The organism is Kitasatospora mediocidica KCTC 9733 (assembly GCF_000744225.1).
Taxonomy (GTDB): Bacteria; Actinomycetota; Actinomycetes; order Streptomycetales; family Streptomycetaceae; genus Kitasatospora; species Kitasatospora mediocidica.
Window position 1 is genome coordinate 72,749 of record NZ_JQLN01000001.1, and the last position, 22,284, is coordinate 95,032.

Genomic DNA, 22,284 nt, shown 5'->3' on the forward strand with positions numbered 1-22,284 from the left:
GCGGGCCAGGCAGTGGCGCAGAGCAGCGGGGTACACCGGCGGTGGCGGCCGCCGTACGCGCTCGATCTGGGCCAGGTCGCGGCGCCGCTGCACCGCGGCGCCGCCGACCCGGCAGCCCGCTGGCACGCCGGCGCACTGTGGCGGGCCGTTCGAACACCCGAAGGCATCGGGACGATCCGCATCGCCCCGTGCCCGAGCGCCGGAGAGGTCGACGCGACAGCCTGGGGAGACGGGGCCCCGTGGCTGCTGGAGACAGTGCCCGCCATGCTCGGCACGTTCGACGAACCGCACACCCTGGTCCTGCCGCCCGGCCCGCTACGAGAGGTCCAGCGCCGCAACCCCGGGCTGCGCCTTGGATCGACCGGGCTGGTGATGGACTCCCTGATTCCCGCGATCCTGGAGCAGAAGGTGACCGTGCTGGAAGCACGGCGCGCCTGGCATCACCTGCTGCGCCGCTTCGGCACAGCGGCACCCGGCCCGCTCGCGGACCTACGGGTGGCGCCCGCCGCCCGGCAGTGGGCGCTGATCCCCTCCTGGGACTGGCACCAGGCCGGCGTCGACCCGAAGCGCTCGGCCACCATCCAGCGAGCGGAGCGGCCGGCTCCCCGGCTGGAGGAGGCCTCGGCGATGAACTCCCAGGCGGCCACGAACAGGTCATCCGGGACAAGATCAACACGCACCCGGACAGCCTGCCGAACAAGATCGTCAATCACAAGAGCGCGACTCAGCTCAGAGCGTGGTGGTGAACCGGGTGATGTTCGGTGGGGTCGGGTTGTGAATGCCTCGGTCGGTCGCGCCTCCGACGCAGTACCTTGGGCCGGTGGATGAGATGCCAGTCCCGACGGCGGGTATGACGGTCAGCGTTCGGATGCGCCAGGACGTAGTGATCGTCGATCCGGAGCGTTTTGTCGCTTCGGCCCGTGCGGCGTACCGCGAAGCCTCCCCTGAAATCACCGAGGAGAGGGCGGCCGAGGACATCCACGATGTCTACGAGGCTGTGTGGGCTCTGCTGGACCGCTTCGGTCGACTCGCAGCCGACGCACCAGTGTCCACCGGACTCCCCGGCCAACGGATTCTGGACCGCTCAGACGGACTCTCACCTGCGGGCGAGCGCCAGCACATCGTGCTGAACGATCCGCAGCCACTCCAGGACTACGGCTGCTTCATGCCCGAGGAGTACGACCCGTTCGCCATCCCGCCAGGGGTGTGACGGCGTCCACCGCGACAGACTGCTCCGAAAGATCATTTCTCTGAAGAAATCTCGAACGCTCGTGCTGGCCACTGGGCGGGTGTAGACGAACGGGCCTCTTGGTAGGAGTGCGGTTGTCGAGACCAACCCTCCGGCCCAGGAGGCCCGTTGCCGTACCAGTTCACCATTCCCGTGCCGGGCGATGCCACTTCGGTCACTCTGGCGTGTGACTGCTTCGTTCACCAGTACGGGGCGATCGTGGCGGGGCGGCGTGCGCCGCACTACCCGTCTGACATGACGGATGCGGAATGGGCCCAGATCAAGGCCTCGATGCCGGTGCCGGCCTGGTTGGAGGGCCGGGGCGGACGCCCCGAGGCCCACTGCCACCGTGAGATGGTCGACGCAGTGCGCTACCTCGTTGACAACGGCGCGAAGTGGCGGGCGATGCCCGTCGACCTGCCGGCCTCGCGCAAGGTCTACGACTTCTTCCGCCGCTGGTCGCGCCACGGATACGTGCGCGAGCTCTACCAGCGGCTACGTCGCCTGCAGCGCGAGCGGGAGGGCCGGGCGGGAGAACCGAGCGCGGGCATCATGGACGCCCAGTCGGTGGACGGCTCGGAGACCTGCCCGGCCGCCACGCGCGGGACCGACGGCAACAAGCTCCGCGACGGACGCAAGCGCCACATCCTGACCGACACGGGCGGCCTGCTGCTGGAGATCACCGTCACCCCCGCGAACATGCACGACTCGGTGGCCGCCCCGGAACTCATCGACGCGTTCATGGCCGAGCACGGACGCCTGCTGAAACTGGTCTGGGCGGACACCGCCTACCAGGGCCCGGCACTGGCGGAGGCGTTCGCGGCGCACGGAGTCAGGGTCGAGGTCGTCAAACGCCCGGACGGGACCAGGGGATTCGTGGTGCTCGCCCGCAGGTGGGCGGTCGAGCACACACTGGGCTGGCTCTCACGGGCCCGGCGCCTTAACCGCGACCACGAGCGCCGGCCCGACCACCACACTCAGATGGTGTGGTGGGCCGGCCTGATCACGCTGACGCGGAAGCTGGCGAAGGACCGTCTGCACTGGCCGGAGTTCCGGCCCGGGCGCCTGGACCCGCGGCAGGCCTGAACAGGCCCCGCTCTCGCAGGAGCCAGCCGCGCGCCTGGAGCGCATAGGCACGATGGCGCACCTTCTCCACCTCGTTCAACCGCGCCGCGTCCCGCCCCAGTGCCCGGGTCAGCTCCTGCACCGTGACCGGCCCCGGCGCGGCCAGGGCCGTCTCGAAGACCTGCCGGTAGGCCCCGCACAGCGCATCGGCTCCCAGCCCCGCCTGCCAGGCCGGCGGTCGGGCATCGTAGCCCTCTCGCAGCACCGGACCCGTCGGCAGTGTCCCGGCCACACCCACGGGCTTCTCCACCACGATCGGCGCTGGTGACGCCCCGTCACCCTCCCGTCCCACACCCGGCCCTTCGGCGAACATGAGCGCCACCTCCTCGCGGGCGATCCGCGCGTGCTCCAGCCGCTGGCGAGCCGCCTCCGCCTGCACCTCGGCCTCACGCAGCATCTCCAGCCAGGACTCCAGATCCTCCCGGGCCCGCGCCTCCCGGACTTCCAGCAATGCGATCACCGACGGCACTCCGCACCTCCACAACCAGACGAACCCTCCGCTGGCTGCCCGCAGCCGGCCACCCCGACACCGCCACCACCCGAAAGCTGCCGGTCATCGAGCTACAGACCGGTTCACCACCACGCTCTGACTGCGCGTCGATGATCCCGGCGGTCGGCTCCGGATCACGGCCCGCGGCCCGGCGGACCCGGTCGCGCAGCCGGTCGTGGAACTCGGTCACCAGGCCGGTGTCGCGCCAGCGTCGGAAGAAGGCGTAGACGCGGTCCCACGCGGGGAAGTCCGCGGGTACCGCCCTCCAGGCGATGCCGCCCGCGACCAGGTAGCGCACAGCGTCGACCAGTTGCCGGTGGCAGTAGCCCTCCGGCTGCCCGCCGCGGCCTTCCAGCCAGGCGGGCACGGGCATCGCGTCGCGCACGACCGCCCATTCCGCGTCGGTCATGTCCGAGGGGTACCTCGGACGCCTGTGCGGGCGACCCCCGGCGTTCCCGAACCGATGAGCGAGGCAGTCACACGACAGGGGTACGGAGTTGGACGGCAACGTCACGGAGACGGAAGACTGCGGCACCAGGGGCCTCCTGTTGCTCGACTGGATTCGACACCCACGAGCTGTGCGGGAGGCCCCACTTTCATGCCCTGCCGACCGAAAGATCACCCGGCCGAGTCGGCAGACTCGAACTCACGATCACCAAGATCGATAGAGCAACGGCTTCTGAGTATCCGGCTGTGACCAGCGACGACCAGATCGGTTGAGACGTCAGGCCAGTCCCGGTCCCAGGTGATCTGCTCCGACGTCGGAGGAGCGGACCGGATCACCTGAGTACGTAAGAACGGTAGGCCGTGGGGATTATGCCTCGGTCAGGTAGAGGACGTTCAGGTCCCTGAGGGTGATGCCGTTGTCGAGCTGTACGTGGCAGGTCCCCGATTGGGTGCCGGGCTGACGCTTGCGGATCTCGGCGATCTTCCTGGCGCTCCTGGGCCCACGGGTCCTCGGTGTCGCCCGCCTCGGGCTCGCCGACGTTGCGGCTCAACTCCTCTTCGACTTGCTGCACATCGTCCTCGATGCCCTGCCGGAAGGCCGCGAGATCCTTGGCGCTGAGCTGACCCAGCTCGGCCCAGGTCACGATGCCCTGGGTCCCGGCTGCCATGCACACATTGCTAGCCATCGTCGTAGGCCCGGTGGCGCCGGGCCCGGACGCGCTCACCACCACCCGGGGGACCAACTCGATCTCCTGGGCGAGCTTGCAGCGAACGCCTACTGCCAACGCCATGTCAGATCCTCTTCTCGGACGCATCGCGAAACCAAATGATCATTTCGACGGCGAAGCTACCCAGCTCACACGCCAAGCAACCAACGCGCAACCCCTCGTTGGCCACGCCAGCTGCAAACTCTGGCCATCCACGGCGCTCAGTCACAGGAGGTCAGCGCCACTGGTAGGCCGCTCCGCTCATCGCCGGGAGCAGCACCGGGCCGCCTGCGGCGGTGTCGGGCAGGACGGCCTGGGCGAGGGCGGCGCCGACGTCCGGGTACAGGTGGAGGCCGGCCGCGTCGGCCACCGGCAGCCACACCACCGGCGCCTCGTCGGGAGCGTCCTGCTCGGCCACGGCGACGGCCTCCACCAGGTGGTCGGGCAGGTGGGCAACGTAGACCAGGTGCCGGCGCCGGAAAGGCTCCACCTCGCCCGGCCGCTCCGTCTCCTGGTCCTGGACGAACCGCAGCACCGGCGGCACGGGCAGCGCCGCCAGGTCGAGGCCGAGCTCCTCGAGGAGCTCCCGGCGCAGCGCGTCGATCGGGTCCTCGTCGTCCTCGTCCTCGCCCACGCCGCCGGGGAAGGAGAGTTGTACTCCGGCCGGGCGCTGGCGGCGGATCAGGCAGACCAGGGCGTCGTGGAGCAGGACCGCGCACACCCGCACGCGGACCGGCCCGCTTGCCGTGCCGCTGCTCGTCATGGCCGGTACGGGGTCGCCGCTGTGGCGGCTTCGTCGGCGCCGGGCGGCAGCGTCGGCAGCGGCCAGGACGGATCCGGTGCCCAGGTCGGCCAGCCGCCGGCGAACGGCCCGGCGCGGTCGTCCAGCATGCCGATCGCCCTGCCTCTGGCCTGCTCGACCTGGCGGCCCGCGTAGTCGTCGACCACGCCGAGGCGGCGCAGCTGGGCGTACTCCTCGGTGTCCTTCCAGTGGTGGCCCGACAGGTCGGGGGTGATGACCAGGTCGAGGGCGAGGTCCATGGTGTCGATGCCGAGGCCGGGTCGGCACCGGTAGGGGTGTTCGAAGTTGATGTACCAGCGCAGTGGTTCTTTCGTGGTGGCGTCCTGGAAGCAGTGCACGGAGAACCACTCGCCGTTCAGGAAGTGGGACAGCAGCTCGGTGCCGGTCCAGCAGTAGTGGCCGAGGGTCCAGGTGCCGGCCGCCAGGTCTGCCAGGCCCTGCTTGCGGGTGGCGTCGTCACCGGTGCGGGTCGAGGAGATCCAGGTCGTCGGGGCCAGGGTCTCGATCCCCGGCCAGTAGGCCAGGGTCAGCACGTGGCCGGTGTCGTCGATCACCCGTTGCGGCATCGCGGTCCACACCCGGCCGGCGTGGACGTCGCGGCGGATCACGGTGGTGCCGAGCTGGAACACGTCGGTGTCGGTCACGAAGAGCAGCCTTCCCGCGCTCGGGGCCGGGAACTCCGCTCGATGGTGTGACGGCGGGTCAGGAGTCGGGGAGACCGTAGTGCCCGGCTGCCCACCGGTTCGGCGGCTGTGGGGCGTCCAGGCGCTTGCGCAGCTCCTGGACGGCCCGCGCGAGCTCCTCGCGGTCGGTGGCGTCGACCGTGCCGTCCAGGACGGCCGTCACGTCGGCGAAGGTACCGTCCTCGTTCACCCGGCCCGCGCACAGCTGGACGCGCGGGTGCGGGGCGAAGGCGTCGATCCCGATCCACCAGCGGTCCGGGTCGTGGACCAGGCGCAGCTGGGAGGGCAGGCGTCCGAGGAGCACTCGAGTCTGGTCCTGCCAGTCGCAGGCCTCGATGATCCAGGCAGCTACCGGGTCCGGGCCGCTCTAGCGCGGCTGCATCATCGTTGCGCTTACTCCTCGATGACCTTGGCGCATGTGATGGTCACCGTGTCGATGGCGCCGTCCGCGCCCTGGGCAGCCGAAGCCCAGGCTTCGACGAGGAGGAAGGCCCGGACGGGCTTCGACGCGGAGTCAAGCAGCGCAAGGTTCAGCCCCCGCGCGGCGCCGGGGTTCTGACTGGTCCGCTTGATCCAGTCCGTGAACGCTTTGCTCTTGTCCCTGCCTCGGGTGATGGTCACCTCTCCGCTGTCAACAGGGCCGGGCCTGGTCACGGGCCCCGTGCCAGGGGACACCTGCTGAATTTCGATGTCAGCCTTGTCGACCGCCAGGCCGGAGACGCTCTGGAGTGTCTCTACCTGGCTGCCGTCGATCCAGACGGCGAACGTCAACTGACCGCTCATAACCCCTCCATCGTTGTCGGGCACGCACCAAACGGGCGCCGTGACGATCATCCCGCGCCCGGGGGTGTCTGGGCGGCAAACCGCTCAACGCTCCTTCGCCAGGTTGTCGTCCTCGTTGGCGGCTGGGGCGCCCTGCGGCAGGCCCTCGACGGCGCGACCCGAACCCTCCTCGACCGGGTCAACCCCGACGCGTGAATAGCCCCGCTCCTGGTCCAGGTGCGGATAGCCGATCTCGGAGATGTCCTGGGCCAGGTCCGTCAAGCTGACCTCAGGGTCCAGCAATGACACGAGTTCCTGGTCCAGTGGCCGCAGGGCATGGACCTGGCTCACCGCCCCCAGGTCGACGGAGACCTCGTAGTAGTCCTCGGCGAAGCGCTGGAACACTTGCGGAGACCGGTCGATCAGGAGGCCGAACAGGCTTGTCGCCCCGTCAGGATCGACAGCGCCCTCGGGGAAGTCGATCGTCCCGTGGTGCCACCGCTCGTCTGTCGGCCCCCGCCACAAGCAGGCCGTCACGACGGGCACCCCCTCCTGATCGGTGAACGCCGGCTCCTCGACGAAGGCTCTGAAGACCTCGGGGACTTCGTCGATCACACCCGGCCAGGGCTCGCCATCGTTGCCGAAGGGGCTCATCGGCGACTCGTGGTCGAAGCCGCGCGAGGTGCGGAGCCTCAGATGTCTCACCACGCCGGTCCCTCGACGCCCTCGATGACGAACTGCTGCGGCAAGCTGCGGCCGAGCGTGCCGGCACGCGCGCTCCGCCAGGGCGCCCACGGCCCTCCGCACTGCCAGGGGGACGCCGGGTTACCGCTCCCCGCGCCCGCGCTCGCGGCTCGGGCGCCGACGGCGCGAGGGGTCGGCGCAGCCCGTAACGATTGAGGTGTCAGAAATATGGATGAGCAGACGCATTCTCGACACCAAGCTTGATCCAAGGGCTTCAGACCTGCTGCGATCACCCTCTGAGCTGCACAGATCAGGGAGATTCGGGGATGTCGGAGCAGGAACCAACAGGCGATATCGAGGCCGTGCCAAGCGGAGGCCTTCCGCCCGCCAGCATCCCGAACCGCACCCCTAAGCGGTGGCTGTTCGCGAGCGTGATCGGTGTGACGGCCGCTGCGGCGGCAGGCATCGGCTACTCCGAGGACGGACCGAACCACCAGCAGGCCTACCAGTTCGTGGCACCCACGCAGTTCAAGGGGCTGACCAACGACCCGGACGACCCGATGGTCGTCCGGGCCAAGGGCCGACGCCGCGAAGGGCCGGGTTGCACCCAACGCGTTCGCCGCCCTCTACGGCAGCCCGAGCACCGGCGAGGTGCGCGTCTTCGGGCACCCGCAGTACGAATCCGCTCCCGCCGCAGCCCTGGACCAGGCGCTTCGCCAAGCAGCAAGTGGGGACACACTGCTGCGCCACCCCCAGCGAGTGGACCCCGGACCGCGCGGCGGGGCGATGGCCTGCACGGCGCAGAACGCTACCGCCCCGCCGTCGATCGGCTCTGCCGAATGCATCTGGGCGGACTCCAGCGCCCAGGCCCTCTTCTCGGAGATCGCCGCGGACCCCACCCCCATCACCCTCGACGAGATCGCCCAGGACGCCCGTACCTACCGCCTGCTCAGCGAGACGAAGCTGACAGCTCGAACAACACGGGCGGAGCCCACCCAGAGGGGTGACCACGGCAGCCGACCTCGCAGATCGCACCCCCCCAGATCGCACCCCCCAGCCCGCCGGTGCCTGGCACGCGACCTGTCCGCCGCTGAGCGGCGGATCCGTCCCGATCGACCCGGTCAGGGAACACCGCAGCAGGCGATCAGCCGGAGTCGACGTCAAGTCGTGACAGACCCGCGAGCCCGCTGGCGCCGACCGAACGACTCCGGGAACAAAGACCACGTTCCCACCAGACCCAGTACTCAAGGAGCACACGTCACATGAAAGACCAGAAGCTCGCCCTTCAGGAGCAGGCCAAGCGCGCGGTGCGGCTGATCGAGCCGGACGGTCGGCCCACCGCGGTCGTACTCGCCGTCAACGGTCCCCGGCCGTGGCTCATGAGCCTGTTCGGCCCGTTCGGAATCTTCCTCCTCAAAACCTACTTCGTCACTCTGACCAAGCAGTCCGTCGTCGTTCACCGCGGCCCCCGAGTGAGCCCCCAGCCTGCGGACCTCGTGCACGTCATACCGCGAAGCGAAGCCCAGGCAGTCATCACCGACGTCAAACTCGGGGCGACCTGGAGCTCGCTGCGGCTCCGGAATCCGGGCACCGGCAGGTCGACCCGCCTGAACATCTACCGGACCTCACGGCCCGAGCTGGACCAGCTCCTCGCCGCCGTGAAGAACACACCGCACAACAACATCTAGCTGTTTCGGTGTCATAGAGCTGCGCTTGATCGCCCCGTGACAGCGGAAACCCACAGCCGCTTCAAGAAAAAACCGAGATCAGCAGCCCCTCCCCCCGATCAACGCGCTGCTGACCACCCCGCTGACACCACCCCACCCACTCACAGCGCTAACGGCCGCTGAAGAAGTCGGTGAGGGCGGCGGCGACGGCCTCGGGCTGCTCCTCGGGGATGTAGTGACCGGCGTCGGGCACGATGACGCCGGTCACGTTCTCGGCCCACGGGCTGATGGAGGCCGCCATATCCGGGATCGAGCCGTGGCTGCTGGAGATCCCGAGGACGGGCACGGTCAGTCGCCGTTGCTCGAGTGCCGCGCGGTTCTTGCGCGCGGACTCGGCAGCGTCGCGGTAGTAGGCGAGGCCTGCGCGCAGACCGCCATCGACGGCGAGGGCCGCGCCGTAGTGGTCGAGCTCTGCTTCCTCGAACGCGTCGGGCGTGAGGGACTTGGTCTTCAGGAACCAGCTGATGTACTCCCGCTCGCGGCCGGCTATCAGCGTCTCGGGAAGATCGGGCACCATGTGGAACGCGAAGTGCCAGGTCTTGAATGCCAGAGTCGGGTCCAGAGGGATCGCTTCCGGCATGGTGATACCGGGAATTCCGGCGTCGAGCAGCGCGACCCCGTGCAGTCGGCTCTCGTAGTTCAGGGCGAGGGAGAAGGCGACCCAGGCGCCGATGTCGTGCCCGGCGAGCCAGTAGTCCCGCACGCCGAGAGCGTTCACGGCGGCCTGGATGTGCGCGGCGACCGTGTGCGTGTCGGAGCTGAGCTCCGGATGCTCGGAATTGCCTTGGCCCGGCCGGTCGATCGCTATGACCCGGAACCGTTCGGCGAGAGCAGGCATGACCTTTCGCCAGGCCCACCACGTCTGCGGGAATCCGGTGAGCAGGACGACGGCCGGTCCGTCCGGCCGACCGCCTTCGACGGCGTGCAGGCGGACGCCGTCGGCGTCGACCCAGCGGTGCGTGAATCCGGCCAGGTGATGCAGGGGCAGGGCGGGGTCGGGGTTGGTCATGGGAATCCTCCATCGAAGCGGGTGGACCGTGATTCGACGCTAGCACGTCTTGAACTGATCAGTCCAAGATGGGAGGATGGGCCGCATGGCAGGCAAGAAGCAGTTCGACATGGACACGGTGCTCGACGCCGCGATGATCCAGTTCTGGCGCTCCGGCTACGCCGACACCTCGCTCGACGACCTGTCCCGGGCGACCGGCCTGAACCGCAGCTCGATCTACTCCTCGCTCGGCGACAAGGACGCGCTCTTCCTACGCTGCCTGGATCGCTACGCCACGCGCTACGGCGACAAGTTCGACGCCGCCCTCTCCTGCGCGGCCGAGGACCCCGTCGCCGCTGTCCGTGCGTTCTTCGATGTCACTCTGGGACGCATCGCCGACCCCGCCGTGCCCGACGGATGCCTGATGGCCCAGTCGGTCATGGCGAGTCCGGCACTGAGCCCGAGCGTCGCAGAGCACGTCAAAGAGTTGTTCGGCCTCCAGCGCCCGCGCCTGCGCACCGCGCTGAAGGCCGGCGGAATGTCCGCCGAGAACGCCGAGGACTTCGCCGTACACGTAGCGGCCGTGAACCAGTCCCTCGCAGTGATGGGCAGGGCCGGGTCCAGCCCGGAGCAACTCCGGGCGATCGTCGGCGTGACCGTCGACGCGCTCGCACGGGCGCTGAGACCGGCCGGATAGCCGGCCCATCAAATTCCCGTCCCAGAGTCATAGACGCCTCTCAATGAGCGCTGGGCGGGTGACTTGGGTGAAGATCGTCGGTCAGCGGGCGACTTCCCGGTTCGTCAGCACGAGCAGAGCCCGCACCGGCGCGGTCGCCCGCTTCGGGTCGGCGCGGAACCTGCCGAGCACGCGCCAGTTCCTCAGGCGCGCGAAGCCGCGCTCGACCGGCCGGGCCGCCGCCGCGGGCCTCGACGCGGGCCCGCTCGGCGTACTCGCCCAGGCGCGTGCTCGCGGCTTCGGCGGCGTTCGGCCGGCCTTCGACGCAGGCATCCGGCCGGCCGTCGGGCACCTGCAGCCGGTGCTGGTGACGTTGGCCTGCGCCCGGTCCAGGACGTCGTCCCCGGCCCGGGCGTTGGCCGCGGCGGCCTGCTCGGAGGTGTGGCCGGCGTCCGTCAGGAGCCGGGTCAGCAGGTGGTAGCCGGCGCCGCGCATCCGGATCTCTCCTTACGCAATGAGGCAGGAGGGCGGCCCGGTGCGCGGGCCGCCCCCGGGGCGGTGGTGTCAGTCGACCGCAGACTCGGGCGCGGCCGGCCGCTCGCCCTCGGCGGGGCCAGCCTCGGATGCCCCCGTGGCCGTGGTGTGCGCTGTGCCCTGGGAGCGGATGCCGCGCCTCTCGGTGATCCGGCCCACCACCCGGGCGTCATGCGCAGCGAACGCGCGCAGAACCCGCCGGATCGTGCGGAACGAGGACGCCTCGATCTCGGCGGCGGCCGGCGCCGACAGGGCTCACCTGCGTCCTGCGGACGTGAGGACGGCGAGCCGGACGGCGCAAGCGATCCGAACGGGTCGCCCGGACGGTGAACCGACCACGGCTCCAGAGTCCGGCTCCCGCCGCTGACGGCCGGCCGTCAGCGGCGGGTCTCGATTCGCAGGCCGCCCGTGGTCACCTGCCGGATGGGCTCGCTCGCCAGCAGATCGTGCGGCTGGCCGAGGGCGATCGCGCCCGCCGCGTCGAGCCGGGCCAGCTGGCCGTCCGTCAGCTCGACCGCCAGGGCGCCCAGGTTGTCCTCCAACTGGGCGGGGGTACGGGCGCCGAGCAGCGTGCTCGTCACGCCCGGCTTGCGCAGCGTCCAGGCCAGCGCCACCTGGGCCGGGGTGTACCCCAGCTCCCCGGCCAACTCCCGGACCACCCCGGCCACGCCGAGGCTGCGTTCGGTGAGGGTACCCAGGGCGAGGTTGTGACTCCGACGGGTACTCCCGTCGGGGCCGGCGCCCGTCGCGCCCACGTCCTCCCGCTCGTACTTGCCACTGAGCACCCCGCCGCCGAGCGGCGAGTACGGGATGACGCCCAGGCCCAGTTCCCGGGCCATCGGGATCAGGTCACGCTCCGCGGTGCGTTCGATCAGGCTGTACTCGACCTGCAGCGCGACCAGCGGCGACCAGCCACGCAGGTCGGCGATCGCCTGCATCCGCGACACCTGCCAGGCCGGGGTGTTGGAGATCGCCACATACAGCACCTTGCCCTGCCGCACCAGGTCGTCCAGGCCGCGCAGCACCTCCTCCACCGGCGTCCGGAAATCCCAGACGTGCAGGTACAGCAGGTCGAGGTAGTCGGTGCCCAACCGCCGCAGGCTGCCCTCCACCGAGCCGAACAACGCCTTGCGGTGCCCTCCCCCGGAGTTCGGGTCGCCGGGGCGACGCATGGTCGAATACTTGGTCGCCAGCACCAGGCGCTCGCGCTCCTCGCGGGCGAACTCGCCGAGCAGACGCTCGGAGCTGCCCTCGGTGTAGGTGTCGGCGGTGTCCAGGAGGTTGCCGCCGAGCCCGACGTAACGGTCGAACAGCTTGCGGGCCTCAGCCCGTTCAGCACCCCACCCCCATTCGGTGCCGAAGGTCGCGGTGCCCAGAGCCAGCGGTGAAACCCGCAGTCCCGAGCGGCCCAGCAGCCGGTAGTCGTCCAAGGCCAGTGCCATCAGGTCCTCCTGTGCTCGCGTGTGCTCGCGTTCCATTGCCGGGACCGAGTCTGCGGCGCCGCCCGACCCCGGATAAGGGAGGGAACTTCCGGGGAAGGCCGCTCCCACCCTGGCGGTTGGACCGGTCATGACGACACGAACCGTGGACACCACCGAGGAACTGGCCGCCTTCCTGCGCAACAGGCGCGAACGGCTGGACCCCGACCGGCTGGGCCTGCCTGCGCGCCGGCGGGCCCGACGCACGCCCGGGCTGCGCCGCGAGGAGGTCGCCGAGCTGGCCGGGGTCAGCACCGACTACGTGGTCCGACTGGAGCAGGGCCGGGGGCTGCGGCCCTCCGCGCAGGTGCTCGCGGCGCTGGCCCGGGCCCTTGGACTGGCGCCCGGCGAACGCGACTACCTCTTCGACCTGGCCGGACGCCGCCGCCCCGCCACCACCGACGACGGGGCAGCCGCCGGCCCGGCGCCGTCACTGGCCCGCCTGGTCCACGACCTCTCCCCGCTACCCGCCATGCTGATGGACCACCGCTACGACCTGCTGGCCTGGAACCCCGAAATGGCCCGGCTGCTACCCGACTTCGACACCGTACCGCCCAGCCGGCGCAACGCCATGCGGCTCTGCCTGCTGCACCCACCGATGCGCGACTTCTACGCCGACCGCGAGGGGGTGCTGCGGGACGGCGTCGCCCATCTGCGCGCGGCCTGGGCCGCCCACCCGGAGGACCACGAACTGGCCGGGCTGATCGCCGAATTCACCGCGCAGGACGAGGACTTCGCCCGACTCTGGGCCGAACGGGAAGTCCGCGTCAACGGCCGCGGCCGCAAGCTACTACGGCACCCGAGCCTCGGGGCGATCACCGTCGACTTCGAGATCCTGCTCCCGCTGGAGGACCCGCAACTGCGCCTACTGGTCTACCGCGCCGCCGACCAGAACAGCCACGCGCTCCTGGACCGACTGCGCACACAATGACCCGGCCCCAACCCACGGACGGCGGCAGGAAGCACAACCCACCGGTGCCGACAAACGCCCCCCCGGACCAGAAACCACAGCACACCGACCCTCACCGGTTCCAACCAACGTGACCAGGCTCAGCCACTGTGCAGGGTTGGTGGCCAGGGCTTCCTCACTACGTGGCCATCCTCAGCACTCCACCTGGCGCTGGCTGAGGGGCGACCGCAGGGCAGCCACCGCGATGTCGATCGCGAAGCTGACCAGCTGGACGGCCTCGCCACTCAGACGCATCACTCCAGGGCGGCTGCCTTGCGCAGCAGTACCGCCCGCTCGCGGGCGTTGCCGCACAGGCGGGCGGCGAGTTCCAGTTCGGCCCGGGCCTCGGTGGTGCGGCCGAGGCGGACCAGCAGCTCGCCGCGCACGCCCGGGAGCAGATGCGAGCCCGACAGACGGCCGGAGGCGAGCAGGTCGTCGACCAGGGACAGTGCCTCGTACGGTCCGCTCGCCATCGCGACGGCCACGGCCCGGTTGAGCTCTACCACGGGTGACGGGGCCACGCGGCCGAGCGCCTCGTACAGGAGCACGATGCGTTCCCAGTCGGTCTCCTGCACCGAGGGCGCCGTCGCGTGGCACGCGGCGATGCCCGCCTGCAGACCGTACGGTCCAAGGCCCCGCCCGAGGGCGGCAGCCCGGCCGAGTGCGGCCAGGCCGCGACGGGCCGCGGAGCGGTCCCACAGACGGCGGTCCTGGTCCTCCAGCAGTACGGCCTCGCCGTCGGGCCCGGTGCGCGCCGGGAAGCGCGCGGCGGTGAGCTCGAACAACGCGAGCTGGCCGTGCACCTCCGGCTCGCCCGGCAGCAGAGCGCCCAGCATCCGGGCCAACCGCACGGCCTCGTACGCGAGATCCGGGCGCAGCAGGTGGTCTCCGGTGGTCGCTGTCGAGCCTTCGGTGAAGATCACGTACAGGACGCTCAGGACAGCGCTGAGGCGCCCCGGCCGTTCCTCGGCCACCGGGAGTTCGAACGGCACGTGGGCGGCGGTGATCGTCTTCTTCGCGCGGGTGATCCTGGCCTGGACGGTCGGGGTGGGCACGAGGAACGCGCGCGCGATCTCCTCGCTGGACAGGCCGCCCACCACGCGAAGCGTCAGCGCCACCCGGGCCTCGGGCGAGAGCACCGGATGGCAGGCGGTGAACACGAGGGCGAGGACGTCGTCGTCGACCCGGTCCGGGTCCCAGGGCAGGTTGTCCGGCCGGTCGGGTGTGTCCTGCGCTCCGGAGCTGAACTCGCCCTCCGCGAGAGGGCCGGCGAGCAGGGCGTACCGTTCCTCCAGTGCCGACCCGCGGCGGAAGGCGTCGATGGCCCGCCGCCGCGCGGTCGCGAGCAGCCAGCCCACCGGGCTGGCCGGCGCACCGTCTGCCGACCAGGAGACGAGTGCCTCGGCCAGCGCCTCCTGCGCGACGTCCTCGGCGAGCGCGAAGTCCCCGGTGTAGCGGGCCAGGGCACCGACGATCCGCGCGGACTCGATCCGCCAGACGGCCTCGACGGCCCGCCGGGCCGACTCGGCGCTCGGCGGGCCGTCGGAGGCCGGGGTCGTCACAGCTGGCCGGTCCGCTCGCGCCACGCCCGCTCCTTGACGATCCACTCGTTGTCCTGCGGGAACTCGTCGATGCCCGGCACGCGGCGCACCTCGCACTTGGAGCCGGCGACGGCCGGGAGGCGCTTGGCCCACTCGACCGCTTCCTCCTTCGAGGCGACGTCGATCAGGTAGAAGCCGCCGAACAGCTCCTTGGTCTCGCCGTACGGGCCGTCGGTGACGACCGGGGTCTCGCCGCTGAAATCGACCACCACTCCCTGAGACGGGTCGTCCAGGCCCTCCGCGGCGACGAGCACCCCGGCCCGGATCAGCTCCTCGTTGAAGCGGCCCACCGTGTCCAGCATCTCCTCGAACGGCGTGGTCATCAGCTTCGCGACGGACTCGTCCGTGCCCCGCATGATCAGCATGTACTTCGCCATCGTCAGTCTCCCTGTTCAGAGGTCGTCTCCTCGACCCTCTCAGTCCTAGGTCGAACGGCGCAGCCACAGATCGACACGACGGAAGAATAATTCTCAGACCGGTCGCACCACGTCCGGCGCCGGAGAAGTCCGGGGCCGGCGGCGTGAGCGGGAACCGAGGAGCACGGAGTGCGCCAAGTAGCGCGAAAACGCCGGCCATCTACGGTGCACAGTCACAGCCGGGCTGGCTGCGGCCTCCGCTCGGGAGGTCAGCGCCACTGGTAGGACGCTCCGGTCATCGCCGGGAGCAGCACCGGGCCGCCTGCGGCGGTGTCGAGCCGGACGGCCTGGTCGAGGGCGGCGCCGACGTCCGGGTACAGGTGGAGGGCGGCCGTGTCGGCCACCGGGAGCCACACCACCGGCGCCTGGTCCGGGTCGTCCTGCTCGACCGCGGCGACGGTCGCCACCAGGTGGTCGGGCAGGCGGGCAACGTAGACCAGGTGCCGGCGCCGGAACGGCGTGGTCTCGCCCGGCCGCTCGGTCTCCTGGTCCTGGACGAAGCGGAGCACCGGCGGTGCGGGCAGCACTGCCAGGTCGAGGCCGAGTTCCTCGATCAGCTCCCGGCGCAGCGCGTCGGTCGGGTCCTCGCCGCCCTCGTCCTCGACCAGACCGCCGGGCAGCGAGTGCTGGGGGCCGGCCTTCCGCTGGCGGCGGATCAGGGCCAGGCGGCCGTCGTGGACCAGCACCGCGCACACCCGCACCGGCCCGGTCACCGTGTTGCTGGTCACCGCGTTGTCCAAGCCGGGCAGGCGGGCTCGTGCCAGGTGCGGACGACCACCCCGCCCGGGGTCAGGTGCTCGCTCGACCACGTCCGGCAGCACGCCGGCCGGGCCGGGGCCGGCGGCCAACCAGCGCGGACCGGAGCGGCGGGCGCGGACGCGATGGGCGCGGCCGGGTGGCGGCGACGTCGGCTGGGCCGGGTGGGAGTCGTCATGCCGAAGGCTCTGCCCAGCACACCACCGCGCCGAACCCCGCCGCCACCCGGACGGCAAACCACAGTCCGTTCTAACCGGCCGCTGAACTGCGGCGACATGCGAAACTCACCGGTTCCGAGGCGAAACTCACCGGGTCGGGCGGGCAAACTCACCAGCGGCCTCGGGGCGAAACTCCCCACCGCAGGTCAGCAGGGGTGCCCAAACTCTCCGCCGCAGGTCAGCGGCCTGCCGGTGGGTGAGGCCGGGTCAGGTCCGGCGCCACCAGGAGCCGATGCGCTTCGCCTCGGCGGCCGCGGCCTCGGCGTCGGCCTGGCGGCAGCCGGCGCACAGCCCGTCGTCGTTCCAGCCCGTTCGTTCTCCTCCCACCGCTCGTCCGAGAACGGCGCCGAGCAGTGGCGGCAGGCCGGGCGGCTCTCCTCCCGTTCGGCTTCCCCGCGGGCGCGGCGGGCGGCGGCCACGGCCTGGCGCTCGACGGCCAGGAGCCGGTCACCGTCCGGGTTGTCCAGCGCGGCGGTGGGGGTGTGCCAGCCGTCGCGGCCGAAGCGCCGCCACACCGGGGCGTCGGCGCCCTGGTCGTCGAGCAGCTGCAGCGTGGTGGCGACCACCGGCAGCGCCAGCAGGTGGTGCCCGCCGTCACCCCCGCGAACGGGTACGGGCGCGCCCTCCAGAAGGCGGCGGAACCGGCCTCCACCGCGTCGAGGCGGCGGAGCAGCCGCTCGTGGTCGCGTGCGGCCTTCACGGCCTTCTCCTTCAGGGTGAGGGGCTTGGCGCCGGGCCGGTCGCGTTTGCGGCCGGGGACGAGGACCAGGGCGACAGGCGGGTAGCCCTCGTGGCCGGCGGGCGGGTAGACGGTGCGCCAGTGGAGCGGGTGGTCCATTGCCTGCCGCCCTTCTGGTCACATCCGCTGAACCAGGCGCCCACCTGCGGTCCGGCGCCCTGGTCCCAGCTGCGTCCCCAGGACGTGAGGGTGCACCGCACCCGCACCCGCTACCCCTCCCGGCGGCCCGCACCGCAACAGATGACGGACGCGACAGGTCAGTTGCTGGACACGCTGGCCGACGTCCCGGCGATCGTGCTGGGCCGGCGCAGCGACGTGCTGGCGTGAAACCGCCCGGGCCACGCGCTGTTCGCCGGCTACCTGGACGGTGCCGCGCCGACGCTGCCGACGCGGCGTCCCAACATGGCACGGCTGGTGTTCCTCGACGGTCATACCGACGAGAGAAGGAGGGAGCGGACCCGCACAACCCCCGGAACCGGGGCGCAGCCGCAGCGACACTCGATGGCCCCATCCCCCGATCACGAGGGACGAAAGGGGCGAATCGCTGAGCCCGTCAGCGACTCACCCGGCCCGACGAATCGAGGCCGACTCTGCATCTTCCCGCAACGTGCTGATCTCCCTTGTGGGAAACGGCGGCGCCTCGGGCCCGTTGGCGAGTCCGTCGAAGAATGCCTTGGCACGCGCCGCAACGGGGGCGTATCGCTGGATGACGGCCAGGGCCTCGTCACCGAGTCCTTGGAGGTTGTCGCCCACGACGTTCACGAGCTCCGAGAAGGTCAGCATCCAGTCGTAGTCCGCGTGGGCGCGGTGGAAGTCGCGTTCCTCATCGGTGAGGGTGAAGTCCCGGCTTAGCGCCTGTGAGTAGTTCTTGATGTAGAAGTGTGTTCCATCCGTCAGGATGTTGGCACGGTGTGTGTCAAAGTGCACGAGGCCGCGCGAACCCATGAACGCCACGCTGGCCTCCAGCGCCGCCGCAGCGGAGGTGACTGCACAGTCGAGCGTCGAGCTGCCTGCGGCCGCCTGTCGTCGCATCCAGTCTGCGAGCGTCAGGGGAACGTTTTCCAGGAACACTACGATGTCTGCCTGCCGCGGGTGCGCGGTGATCTCGGACCTCGGTAGGGCGGATATCGGCAGTACGCGTGTGTGGAAGGTGAGCGGGAAGCCATCGTGTTCCCCGTTGAGGACCCACGCGGTGGTCTGGTCATGCAGGGCCGACTCACGCCACGCACCGAGCCCGCCAGAGCCGATGCCGTAGTGGCTGTGGAGCGGCAGCCCCTGGAGATTCGCCGTTGAGCCGACGTTCTCCGGCAGTTGCTCCAGCTCGGTGAGCGGAATTCGCTTGATGAAGACGGTATGGCCGGCGAACTCGGTCAGCGACATCTTTCCGATGCGACCCAGCGGCTTCGCGGCGGTGACAAGCGCACACAGCTCGGCATCTGTGAATTGGGCAAGCGCCTGCGATACGGCTGCATGCACGGACATGCGCTCGCTCTGCCGCTGAAGCGTTTCAGTCATCACAAATCCGTGATCATACCCGCACTGCTCGGAATGAAGGAGTAACTGTCAAGACTTGTGGATCGAGACTCGCTGACGCATGCCCGGGTGCCCGGCAGGTGCGGGCGGGCTCCTGTGGGCCAGGCATTGACCTTGCCCCTGGGGTAAGCCCCAGCGTTTGGCCATGCGGATCTTCATGGATATCGAGCCGCTGCGGCATAAGGACTTCCGCAGACTGTGGCTCGCGGGTGCGATCACGACGTCGGGTGCTCAGTTCACGGCGGTGGCCGTGCCGATGCAGATCTACAGCCTGACCGGTTCATCTGCCGACGTCGGACTCGCGGGCCTTGTCGGCTTCGTTCCGATGGTCCTCGGATCGCTGTGGGGAGGAGCCGTGGCGGACACCGCCGACCGGCGTCTGGTGCTGCTGTGCACCAATTCCGGGATCGGGGTGGCCTCGCTGCTGCTGTGGTTCCAAGCCGCTGCCCACCTGCGTTCGGTGGCGCTACTGCTCGTCCTGGTGGGGCTGCAACAGGCCTGCTTCGGCGCGAACGCCGCCGCAGGCGGCGCAGTCGTCCCTCGCCTGGTACCCGCTGCCGTCCTGCCGGCGGCGAACACGCTGCAGTCGACGGCTTCCTGGTCAGCGGGAATCGCGGGCCCGCTGCTGGCCGGCGCGCTGCTGCCTGTTGTCGGGAGCCCCACGCTCTACTTGATCGATGCCGTGGCGCTCACAGCGACGCTCCTGGCCGTGTGGCACCTCCCGCCGCTGCCGCCTATAGGCTCCGGCGGACGCGGCCTTGGCAGGAACGGCGTGTTGGCCGGGCTCCGGCTGCTCACCATGGACAAGGTCCTGGTCGTTACCTACGTCGCCGACTTCTCAGCGCTCTTCCTCGGCCTGCCCTACGCGATGTATCCGCAGCTCGCCGCAGGACTGCGCGGCGCTGACGCCGTGGGCGTGCTGTATGCGGCGATCCCGGTCGGCAGCGTGCTGGCTGGACTGCTGTCCGGGACCTTCACCCGGGACCGTCGCTATGGTGCCGCGATCTGCGGCGCTGTCTGCTGCTGGGGCGGGGCCATCGCCGGGTTCGGCCTGGCCCGGTCCCTGGCAGCGGCTTCGGGCCTGCTTGTCCTGGCCGGCGCCGCGCTCACTGTGCTGAGCGCGTTCCGCAAGTCCGCACTTCAAACCGTCGTCACCGACGAGCTGCGAGGTCGTCTGCAAGGCGCCGACACGGTCATAGCCGCTGGCGGCCCCCGCCTTGCGGGCCTGGCCCACGGCGCAGCGGCCTCCGTGGTTGGTCCCATGTGGGCGGTCACGGGCGGGGGCCTGCTGGTGGTAGCAGTCATGCTGGCGCTGTATATGGCGGTCCCGGACTTCCGGCGCTTCGAACAGCCAAGTATTGGGTGACATGTGATCAGGCCGCCGTAGATTCGGCGCGCTCGATCAAGACGCCGTTCTTGAATCTGGCGCCGGAGCGGACGAGAGCGACGAGGTGGGCGCCGGTGATTGCGCGCCAGCGAGCCTGGGCGGACTCGACGAGCTTGAACACCATGGTCAGGGCTGCGGCCGGGCTGCCCGCGCCGCGGGTGACTTCAGCTACTACCCGCACCTGCTCGCCTGGGAGCTGTCCCGCCTGCCCCCAAGCACCGCACTGTGCCGGTCATCCTGCTCGACACCTTCGAAGACGCCGGCGACCGCACCAACCGCGACCTGGAACGCCTCCTCCAGCGCTTGGTATGGACGATGCCCAACGCACTGTCCGTCATCACCGGCCGAGGCCGCCTGCTGTGGGCCGACCCGGCACTGGCCCACGAACACCGCCTGGAGCTCGACTGGCTGACCGACGCGGCCTGGGCCAACGTCTCCGACTCGATCTGGGAGCCCCTCGCCCCGCCCGCCGCTGCCGAGCAGCCGGTCCCGGACTCGCCGCGCATCCCCGCCGAGGCCCTGGCCGAGACCCTCAGCGCGCTCGCCCGCCGCCAGCACGAGCACCGCGACCGCACCGTCGGGCGCCTGGGCGCCGTCCTCGACAGCCGCCTGCTGCCCGACGACCTCACCGACCTCGCCCTCTACTACCGGGCCAAGGCCCAGCGCGACCTCGGCCGCAGCGCCGACTCCCGCCAGGGCATGGCCAAGGTCGCCGCAGGCACACCCGCCTCGCCCCGGCCGCCCGCCGTGGCCTCGCGCACCTGGCCCGCCTCGCCGGGGACTTCCCCACCGCGCTGGCCACCGCCCAGTCCCTGGGCTGGGAGGGCCGCCACCAGCGGGTGCCGGGCGACCTGTGGTGGCCTCAGGCGGAGATGGACCAGAGCCGCACCGCACCCGGTGCCGGACGACCTCGGCAGGGAAGTCCGCCGGGGGCCCTGGAGGTCGTCACCGAGGCCCTCGCGGTCGCCCGCACCGCGGGCAACCCGGTCAGCGAGGCCACGGCACTGACCGACTCGGGCCGGTGCCTGACCGCGCTGAGCCGCCCGACGGAGGCGAGTACGGCCCTGACCGAGGCGATCAGCATCTGGACCCGTCTCGGACACCCACGTCTGACGGAGGCCGAGGCGCTGCTGGAGGAGTTGGCCGCGCGGTGAGCAGTCCACCGGGCAGGCGGCGGTAGCGGGGGCCCATGACGTCCGAGCCCACCCCCTGACCGCCTTCGAGGCTTGCACTTCGGAGCGCCGGGCCGCGGCGGCTCCCCCGCTGCGACGTCGCAACCGCTCCTGCCGACCTCATCCCCCACTCGGCGGCCGTGATCGCAGGTGCGGGGCAGCCAGGGAGGCGCGCCACGAGCACCCGGCGGATTTCGGGGGCGCACCCTCGATGTGCAGCAGGCTGATCCCGGACGGCAGCTCGTGTCTGCCCGCTTCTGCCGTCCTGCTCTTCCAACACCAGGAACATTACATAGCCCGCCAGACAATATCTTCTCTCACCAGCACAGATTTCCGCATTCACACAGAAAGGCTTATCGCGGCACTACTGAACTTGATCGGGTGATGTCGGGCTGTTCGTCGGACAGCGTGCGGGTGGTTTCGGTAGTCGTGGTGGGTGAGATATCCGCAGGGCGGTGGCTTGACCGACGCCGAGAGGGCCGGGCGAGAGCAGGTCCGGCTCCAAGCCGTGACTGGCTTCGAGGCTGGCGAGAAGAACCGGGAGATCGCTGCCTCGTTGCGGGTCTCGGAGCGGTCGGTGGAGCGCTGGCAGCGCCAGTGGCGCGAGGAGGGCCTGGCCGGGGTGGCGTCGAAGGGATCGCCTGGCCGGCCCCGACTGTCGGACAAGCAGATAGCTCGGCTGGAGCGGGAGTTGGAGCGCGGTCCGCTGGCCCACGGGTGGGCCGACCAGCGGTGGACATTGGCCCGGGTGAAGACGATGATCGGCCGCCTGTTCCACGTCTCCTACACCGTCGAGGGCACCTGGCGGCTGCTGCGGCGGCGCGGCTGGTCGTGGCACAGCCCGCCCGGCGCGCGATCGAGCGCGACGACGACGCGGTGGAGCTGTGGAGGCGGGAGGTCTCGCCGCGGCCGCTCCACCTACTACTCATGGCTCGCCGCGCGGCCGGCCGTCGTCGAACGCCAGCGCGCCGAGGACGAGTTGGCCGGGGAGATTCGCGAGATCCAGCCGCCTCCCGGGGCGCCTACGGCGCTCCTCGCGTGCAGGCCGAGCTACGGCGCAGAGGCCACGGCATCAAGCGGAAGAGGGTCGAACGGATCATGCGCGCGCGACATCCGCGGGATCACCCGCCGTCGGCGCCGCCACCTGACGAAGCAGGACACGAAGGCCGCCCCGGCTCCGGA

The 22,284-nt window shown here is 70.8% G+C and carries 24 protein-coding genes and 3 pseudogenes; 11 read left to right on the plus strand and 16 right to left on the minus strand.

Annotated elements, in window-relative coordinates:
• Positions 1–12: 12 nt before the first annotated feature.
• The 3 genes from BS80_RS40155 to BS80_RS00310 all read left to right on the plus strand — a co-directional run bounded on the left by BS80_RS40155 (position 13) and on the right by BS80_RS00310 (position 2,314).
• Positions 13–828 carry a DNA glycosylase family protein gene (locus tag BS80_RS40155; RefSeq protein ID WP_157535687.1) on the plus strand — a complete coding sequence of 272 codons (816 nt, stop codon included), beginning with the start codon at positions 13–15 and terminating at the stop codon, positions 826–828.
• Complete coding sequence (locus tag BS80_RS00305; RefSeq protein WP_157535689.1) at positions 821–1,210, plus strand: hypothetical protein; 390 nt, start codon at positions 821–823, stop codon at positions 1,208–1,210. The genes BS80_RS40155 and BS80_RS00305 overlap by 8 nt, the downstream gene beginning before the upstream one ends.
• A 273-nt stretch (positions 1,211–1,483) precedes the next feature.
• Positions 1,484–2,314, plus strand: a complete 831-nt coding sequence (locus BS80_RS00310; RefSeq protein WP_232246295.1) for an IS5 family transposase — start codon at positions 1,484–1,486, stop codon at positions 2,312–2,314.
• On the opposite strand, the gene BS80_RS40160 is transcribed toward BS80_RS00310, so the two are convergent.
• The 7 genes from BS80_RS40160 to BS80_RS00345 form a co-directional block, all read right to left on the minus strand.
• Entirely contained in the window at positions 2,232–2,813 is a 582-nt protein-coding gene (locus BS80_RS40160) for a hypothetical protein (RefSeq protein WP_157535691.1), read from the minus strand. The genes BS80_RS00310 and BS80_RS40160 overlap by 83 nt on opposite strands.
• Positions 2,740–3,252: a transposase gene (locus BS80_RS42250; protein WP_232246296.1), complete on the minus strand. Its 513-nt coding sequence runs from the start codon at positions 3,250–3,252 to the stop codon at positions 2,740–2,742. Before BS80_RS42250 ends, BS80_RS40160 begins: the two co-directional genes overlap by 74 nt.
• 980 nt (positions 3,253–4,232) lie before the next feature.
• Entirely contained in the window at positions 4,233–4,760 is a 528-nt protein-coding gene (locus BS80_RS00325) for an NUDIX domain-containing protein (RefSeq protein WP_051965522.1), read from the minus strand.
• Positions 4,757–5,443, minus strand: a complete 687-nt coding sequence (locus tag BS80_RS00330) for a DUF402 domain-containing protein (RefSeq protein ID WP_051965523.1) — start codon at positions 5,441–5,443, stop codon at positions 4,757–4,759. The genes BS80_RS00325 and BS80_RS00330 overlap by 4 nt, the downstream gene beginning before the upstream one ends.
• 58 nt (positions 5,444–5,501) lie before the next feature.
• Positions 5,502–5,786 carry a hypothetical protein gene (locus BS80_RS00335; protein WP_035791372.1) on the minus strand — a complete coding sequence of 95 codons (285 nt, stop codon included), beginning with the start codon at positions 5,784–5,786 and terminating at the stop codon, positions 5,502–5,504.
• A gap of 89 nt (positions 5,787–5,875) precedes the next feature.
• Positions 5,876–6,265, minus strand: a complete 390-nt coding sequence (locus BS80_RS37310; protein WP_051965525.1) for a phage tail protein — start codon at positions 6,263–6,265, stop codon at positions 5,876–5,878.
• Between the two features lie 84 nt (positions 6,266–6,349).
• On the minus strand, positions 6,350–6,898 hold the full coding sequence (locus BS80_RS00345; RefSeq protein WP_157535693.1) for a hypothetical protein: 549 nt from the start codon (positions 6,896–6,898) through the stop codon (positions 6,350–6,352).
• Positions 6,899–8,190: 1,292 nt separating this feature from the next.
• Here BS80_RS00345 and BS80_RS00350 point away from each other — a divergent pair.
• Positions 8,191–8,616 (plus strand): hypothetical protein, encoded by a 426-nt coding sequence (locus BS80_RS00350; protein ID WP_035791374.1) that lies wholly within the window; start codon positions 8,191–8,193, stop codon positions 8,614–8,616.
• Between the two features lie 148 nt (positions 8,617–8,764).
• Here BS80_RS00350 and BS80_RS00355 read toward each other — a convergent pair whose 3' ends face one another.
• Entirely contained in the window at positions 8,765–9,664 is a 900-nt protein-coding gene (locus tag BS80_RS00355) for an alpha/beta fold hydrolase (RefSeq protein WP_035791376.1), read from the minus strand.
• Positions 9,665–9,749: 85 nt separating this feature from the next.
• Between BS80_RS00355 and BS80_RS00360 the strand changes: the two genes are divergently transcribed.
• Positions 9,750–10,340 (plus strand): TetR/AcrR family transcriptional regulator, encoded by a 591-nt coding sequence (locus BS80_RS00360; RefSeq protein ID WP_035791379.1) that lies wholly within the window; start codon positions 9,750–9,752, stop codon positions 10,338–10,340.
• Positions 10,341–10,421: 81 nt separating this feature from the next.
• Here BS80_RS00360 and BS80_RS42255 read toward each other — a convergent pair whose 3' ends face one another.
• Positions 10,422–10,814, minus strand: a complete 393-nt coding sequence (locus BS80_RS42255) for a hypothetical protein (RefSeq protein ID WP_083973990.1) — start codon at positions 10,812–10,814, stop codon at positions 10,422–10,424.
• 416 nt (positions 10,815–11,230) lie between these two features.
• On the minus strand, positions 11,231–12,295 hold the full coding sequence (locus tag BS80_RS00370; protein WP_035791381.1) for an aldo/keto reductase: 1,065 nt from the start codon (positions 12,293–12,295) through the stop codon (positions 11,231–11,233).
• A gap of 127 nt (positions 12,296–12,422) precedes the next feature.
• Here BS80_RS00370 and BS80_RS00375 point away from each other — a divergent pair, with 127 nt between their 5' ends.
• Positions 12,423–13,262, plus strand: a complete 840-nt coding sequence (locus BS80_RS00375; RefSeq protein ID WP_035791383.1) for a helix-turn-helix transcriptional regulator — start codon at positions 12,423–12,425, stop codon at positions 13,260–13,262.
• A 272-nt stretch (positions 13,263–13,534) separates the two neighbouring features.
• Here BS80_RS00375 and BS80_RS00380 read toward each other — a convergent pair whose 3' ends face one another.
• The 4 genes from BS80_RS00380 to BS80_RS40170 all read right to left on the minus strand — a co-directional run bounded on the left by BS80_RS00380 (position 13,535) and on the right by BS80_RS40170 (position 16,837).
• Positions 13,535–14,866, minus strand: a complete 1,332-nt coding sequence (locus BS80_RS00380) for an RNA polymerase sigma factor (protein WP_035791385.1) — start codon at positions 14,864–14,866, stop codon at positions 13,535–13,537.
• The gene (locus BS80_RS00385; RefSeq protein ID WP_035791387.1) at positions 14,839–15,258 is read right to left on the minus strand and encodes a YciI family protein; all 420 of its coding nucleotides are present in this window, start codon (positions 15,256–15,258) and stop codon (positions 14,839–14,841) included. The genes BS80_RS00380 and BS80_RS00385 overlap by 28 nt, the downstream gene beginning before the upstream one ends.
• Positions 15,259–15,506: 248 nt before the next feature.
• Positions 15,507–16,025, minus strand: coding sequence for an NUDIX domain-containing protein (locus tag BS80_RS00390; protein ID WP_232246297.1), 519 nt, complete (start codon positions 16,023–16,025; stop codon positions 15,507–15,509).
• Positions 16,026–16,417: 392 nt separating this feature from the next.
• Positions 16,418–16,837: a hypothetical protein gene (locus BS80_RS40170; RefSeq protein WP_157535698.1), complete on the minus strand. Its 420-nt coding sequence runs from the start codon at positions 16,835–16,837 to the stop codon at positions 16,418–16,420.
• A 362-nt stretch (positions 16,838–17,199) separates the two neighbouring features.
• Between BS80_RS40170 and BS80_RS43730 the strand changes: the two genes are divergently transcribed.
• Positions 17,200–17,337 (plus strand): hypothetical protein, encoded by a 138-nt coding sequence (locus tag BS80_RS43730; protein WP_198045385.1) that lies wholly within the window; start codon positions 17,200–17,202, stop codon positions 17,335–17,337.
• A gap of 234 nt (positions 17,338–17,571) precedes the next feature.
• Here BS80_RS43730 and BS80_RS41440 read toward each other — a convergent pair whose 3' ends face one another.
• Positions 17,572–18,525 (minus strand): hypothetical protein, encoded by a 954-nt coding sequence (locus BS80_RS41440; RefSeq protein ID WP_051965527.1) that lies wholly within the window; start codon positions 18,523–18,525, stop codon positions 17,572–17,574.
• A 163-nt stretch (positions 18,526–18,688) separates the two neighbouring features.
• Between BS80_RS41440 and BS80_RS00405 the strand changes: the two genes are divergently transcribed.
• A complete protein-coding gene (locus BS80_RS00405; protein WP_083973992.1) occupies positions 18,689–19,909 on the plus strand; it encodes an MFS transporter in 1,221 nt (406 codons plus the stop codon).
• Positions 19,910–19,916: 7 nt separating this feature from the next.
• Here BS80_RS00405 and BS80_RS00410 read toward each other — a convergent pair.
• Positions 19,917–20,096 (minus strand): annotated as a pseudogene (locus BS80_RS00410) (IS256 family transposase); the annotation flags it as partial.
• Positions 20,097–20,155: 59 nt separating this feature from the next.
• On the opposite strand from BS80_RS00410, the gene BS80_RS38800 reads away from it, so the two are divergent.
• The 3 genes and pseudogenes from BS80_RS38800 to BS80_RS43970 form a co-directional block, all read left to right on the plus strand.
• Positions 20,156–20,938 (plus strand): hypothetical protein, encoded by a 783-nt coding sequence (locus BS80_RS38800; protein WP_198045386.1) that lies wholly within the window; start codon positions 20,156–20,158, stop codon positions 20,936–20,938.
• A gap of 600 nt (positions 20,939–21,538) precedes the next feature.
• Positions 21,539–21,988: pseudogene (locus BS80_RS44240) on the plus strand (winged helix-turn-helix domain-containing protein); the annotation flags it as partial.
• A 41-nt stretch (positions 21,989–22,029) separates the two neighbouring features.
• Positions 22,030–22,164: pseudogene (locus tag BS80_RS43970) on the plus strand (hypothetical protein); the annotation flags it as partial.
• Positions 22,165–22,284 lie beyond the last annotated feature (120 nt).

What these genes read in the sequence shown, in the direction of transcription:
- BS80_RS41440 (WP_051965527.1), bottom strand. Translation starts at nt 18,525, where the DNA reads ATGACTGAAACGCTTCAGCGGCAGAGCGAGCGCATGTCCGTGCATGCA.
- BS80_RS00350 (WP_035791374.1), top strand. Translation starts at nt 8,191, where the DNA reads ATGAAAGACCAGAAGCTCGCCCTTCAGGAGCAGGCCAAGCGCGCGGTG.
- BS80_RS42250 (WP_232246296.1), bottom strand. Translation starts at nt 3,252, where the DNA reads ATGACCGACGCGGAATGGGCGGTCGTGCGCGACGCGATGCCCGTGCCC.
- BS80_RS00325 (WP_051965522.1), bottom strand. Translation starts at nt 4,760, where the DNA reads ATGACGAGCAGCGGCACGGCAAGCGGGCCGGTCCGCGTGCGGGTGTGC.
- BS80_RS00310 (WP_232246295.1), top strand. Translation starts at nt 1,484, where the DNA reads ATGACGGATGCGGAATGGGCCCAGATCAAGGCCTCGATGCCGGTGCCG.
- BS80_RS00355 (WP_035791376.1), bottom strand. Translation starts at nt 9,664, where the DNA reads ATGACCAACCCCGACCCCGCCCTGCCCCTGCATCACCTGGCCGGATTC.
- BS80_RS00360 (WP_035791379.1), top strand. Translation starts at nt 9,750, where the DNA reads ATGGCAGGCAAGAAGCAGTTCGACATGGACACGGTGCTCGACGCCGCG.
- BS80_RS37310 (WP_051965525.1), bottom strand. Translation starts at nt 6,265, where the DNA reads ATGAGCGGTCAGTTGACGTTCGCCGTCTGGATCGACGGCAGCCAGGTA.
- BS80_RS00405 (WP_083973992.1), top strand. Translation starts at nt 18,689, where the DNA reads ATGCGGATCTTCATGGATATCGAGCCGCTGCGGCATAAGGACTTCCGC.
- BS80_RS00370 (WP_035791381.1), bottom strand. Translation starts at nt 12,295, where the DNA reads ATGGCACTGGCCTTGGACGACTACCGGCTGCTGGGCCGCTCGGGACTG.
- BS80_RS00345 (WP_157535693.1), bottom strand. Translation starts at nt 6,898, where the DNA reads ATGAGCCCCTTCGGCAACGATGGCGAGCCCTGGCCGGGTGTGATCGAC.
- BS80_RS00385 (WP_035791387.1), bottom strand. Translation starts at nt 15,258, where the DNA reads ATGGCGAAGTACATGCTGATCATGCGGGGCACGGACGAGTCCGTCGCG.
- BS80_RS42255 (WP_083973990.1), bottom strand. Translation starts at nt 10,814, where the DNA reads ATGCGCGGCGCCGGCTACCACCTGCTGACCCGGCTCCTGACGGACGCC.
- BS80_RS00375 (WP_035791383.1), top strand. Translation starts at nt 12,423, where the DNA reads ATGACGACACGAACCGTGGACACCACCGAGGAACTGGCCGCCTTCCTG.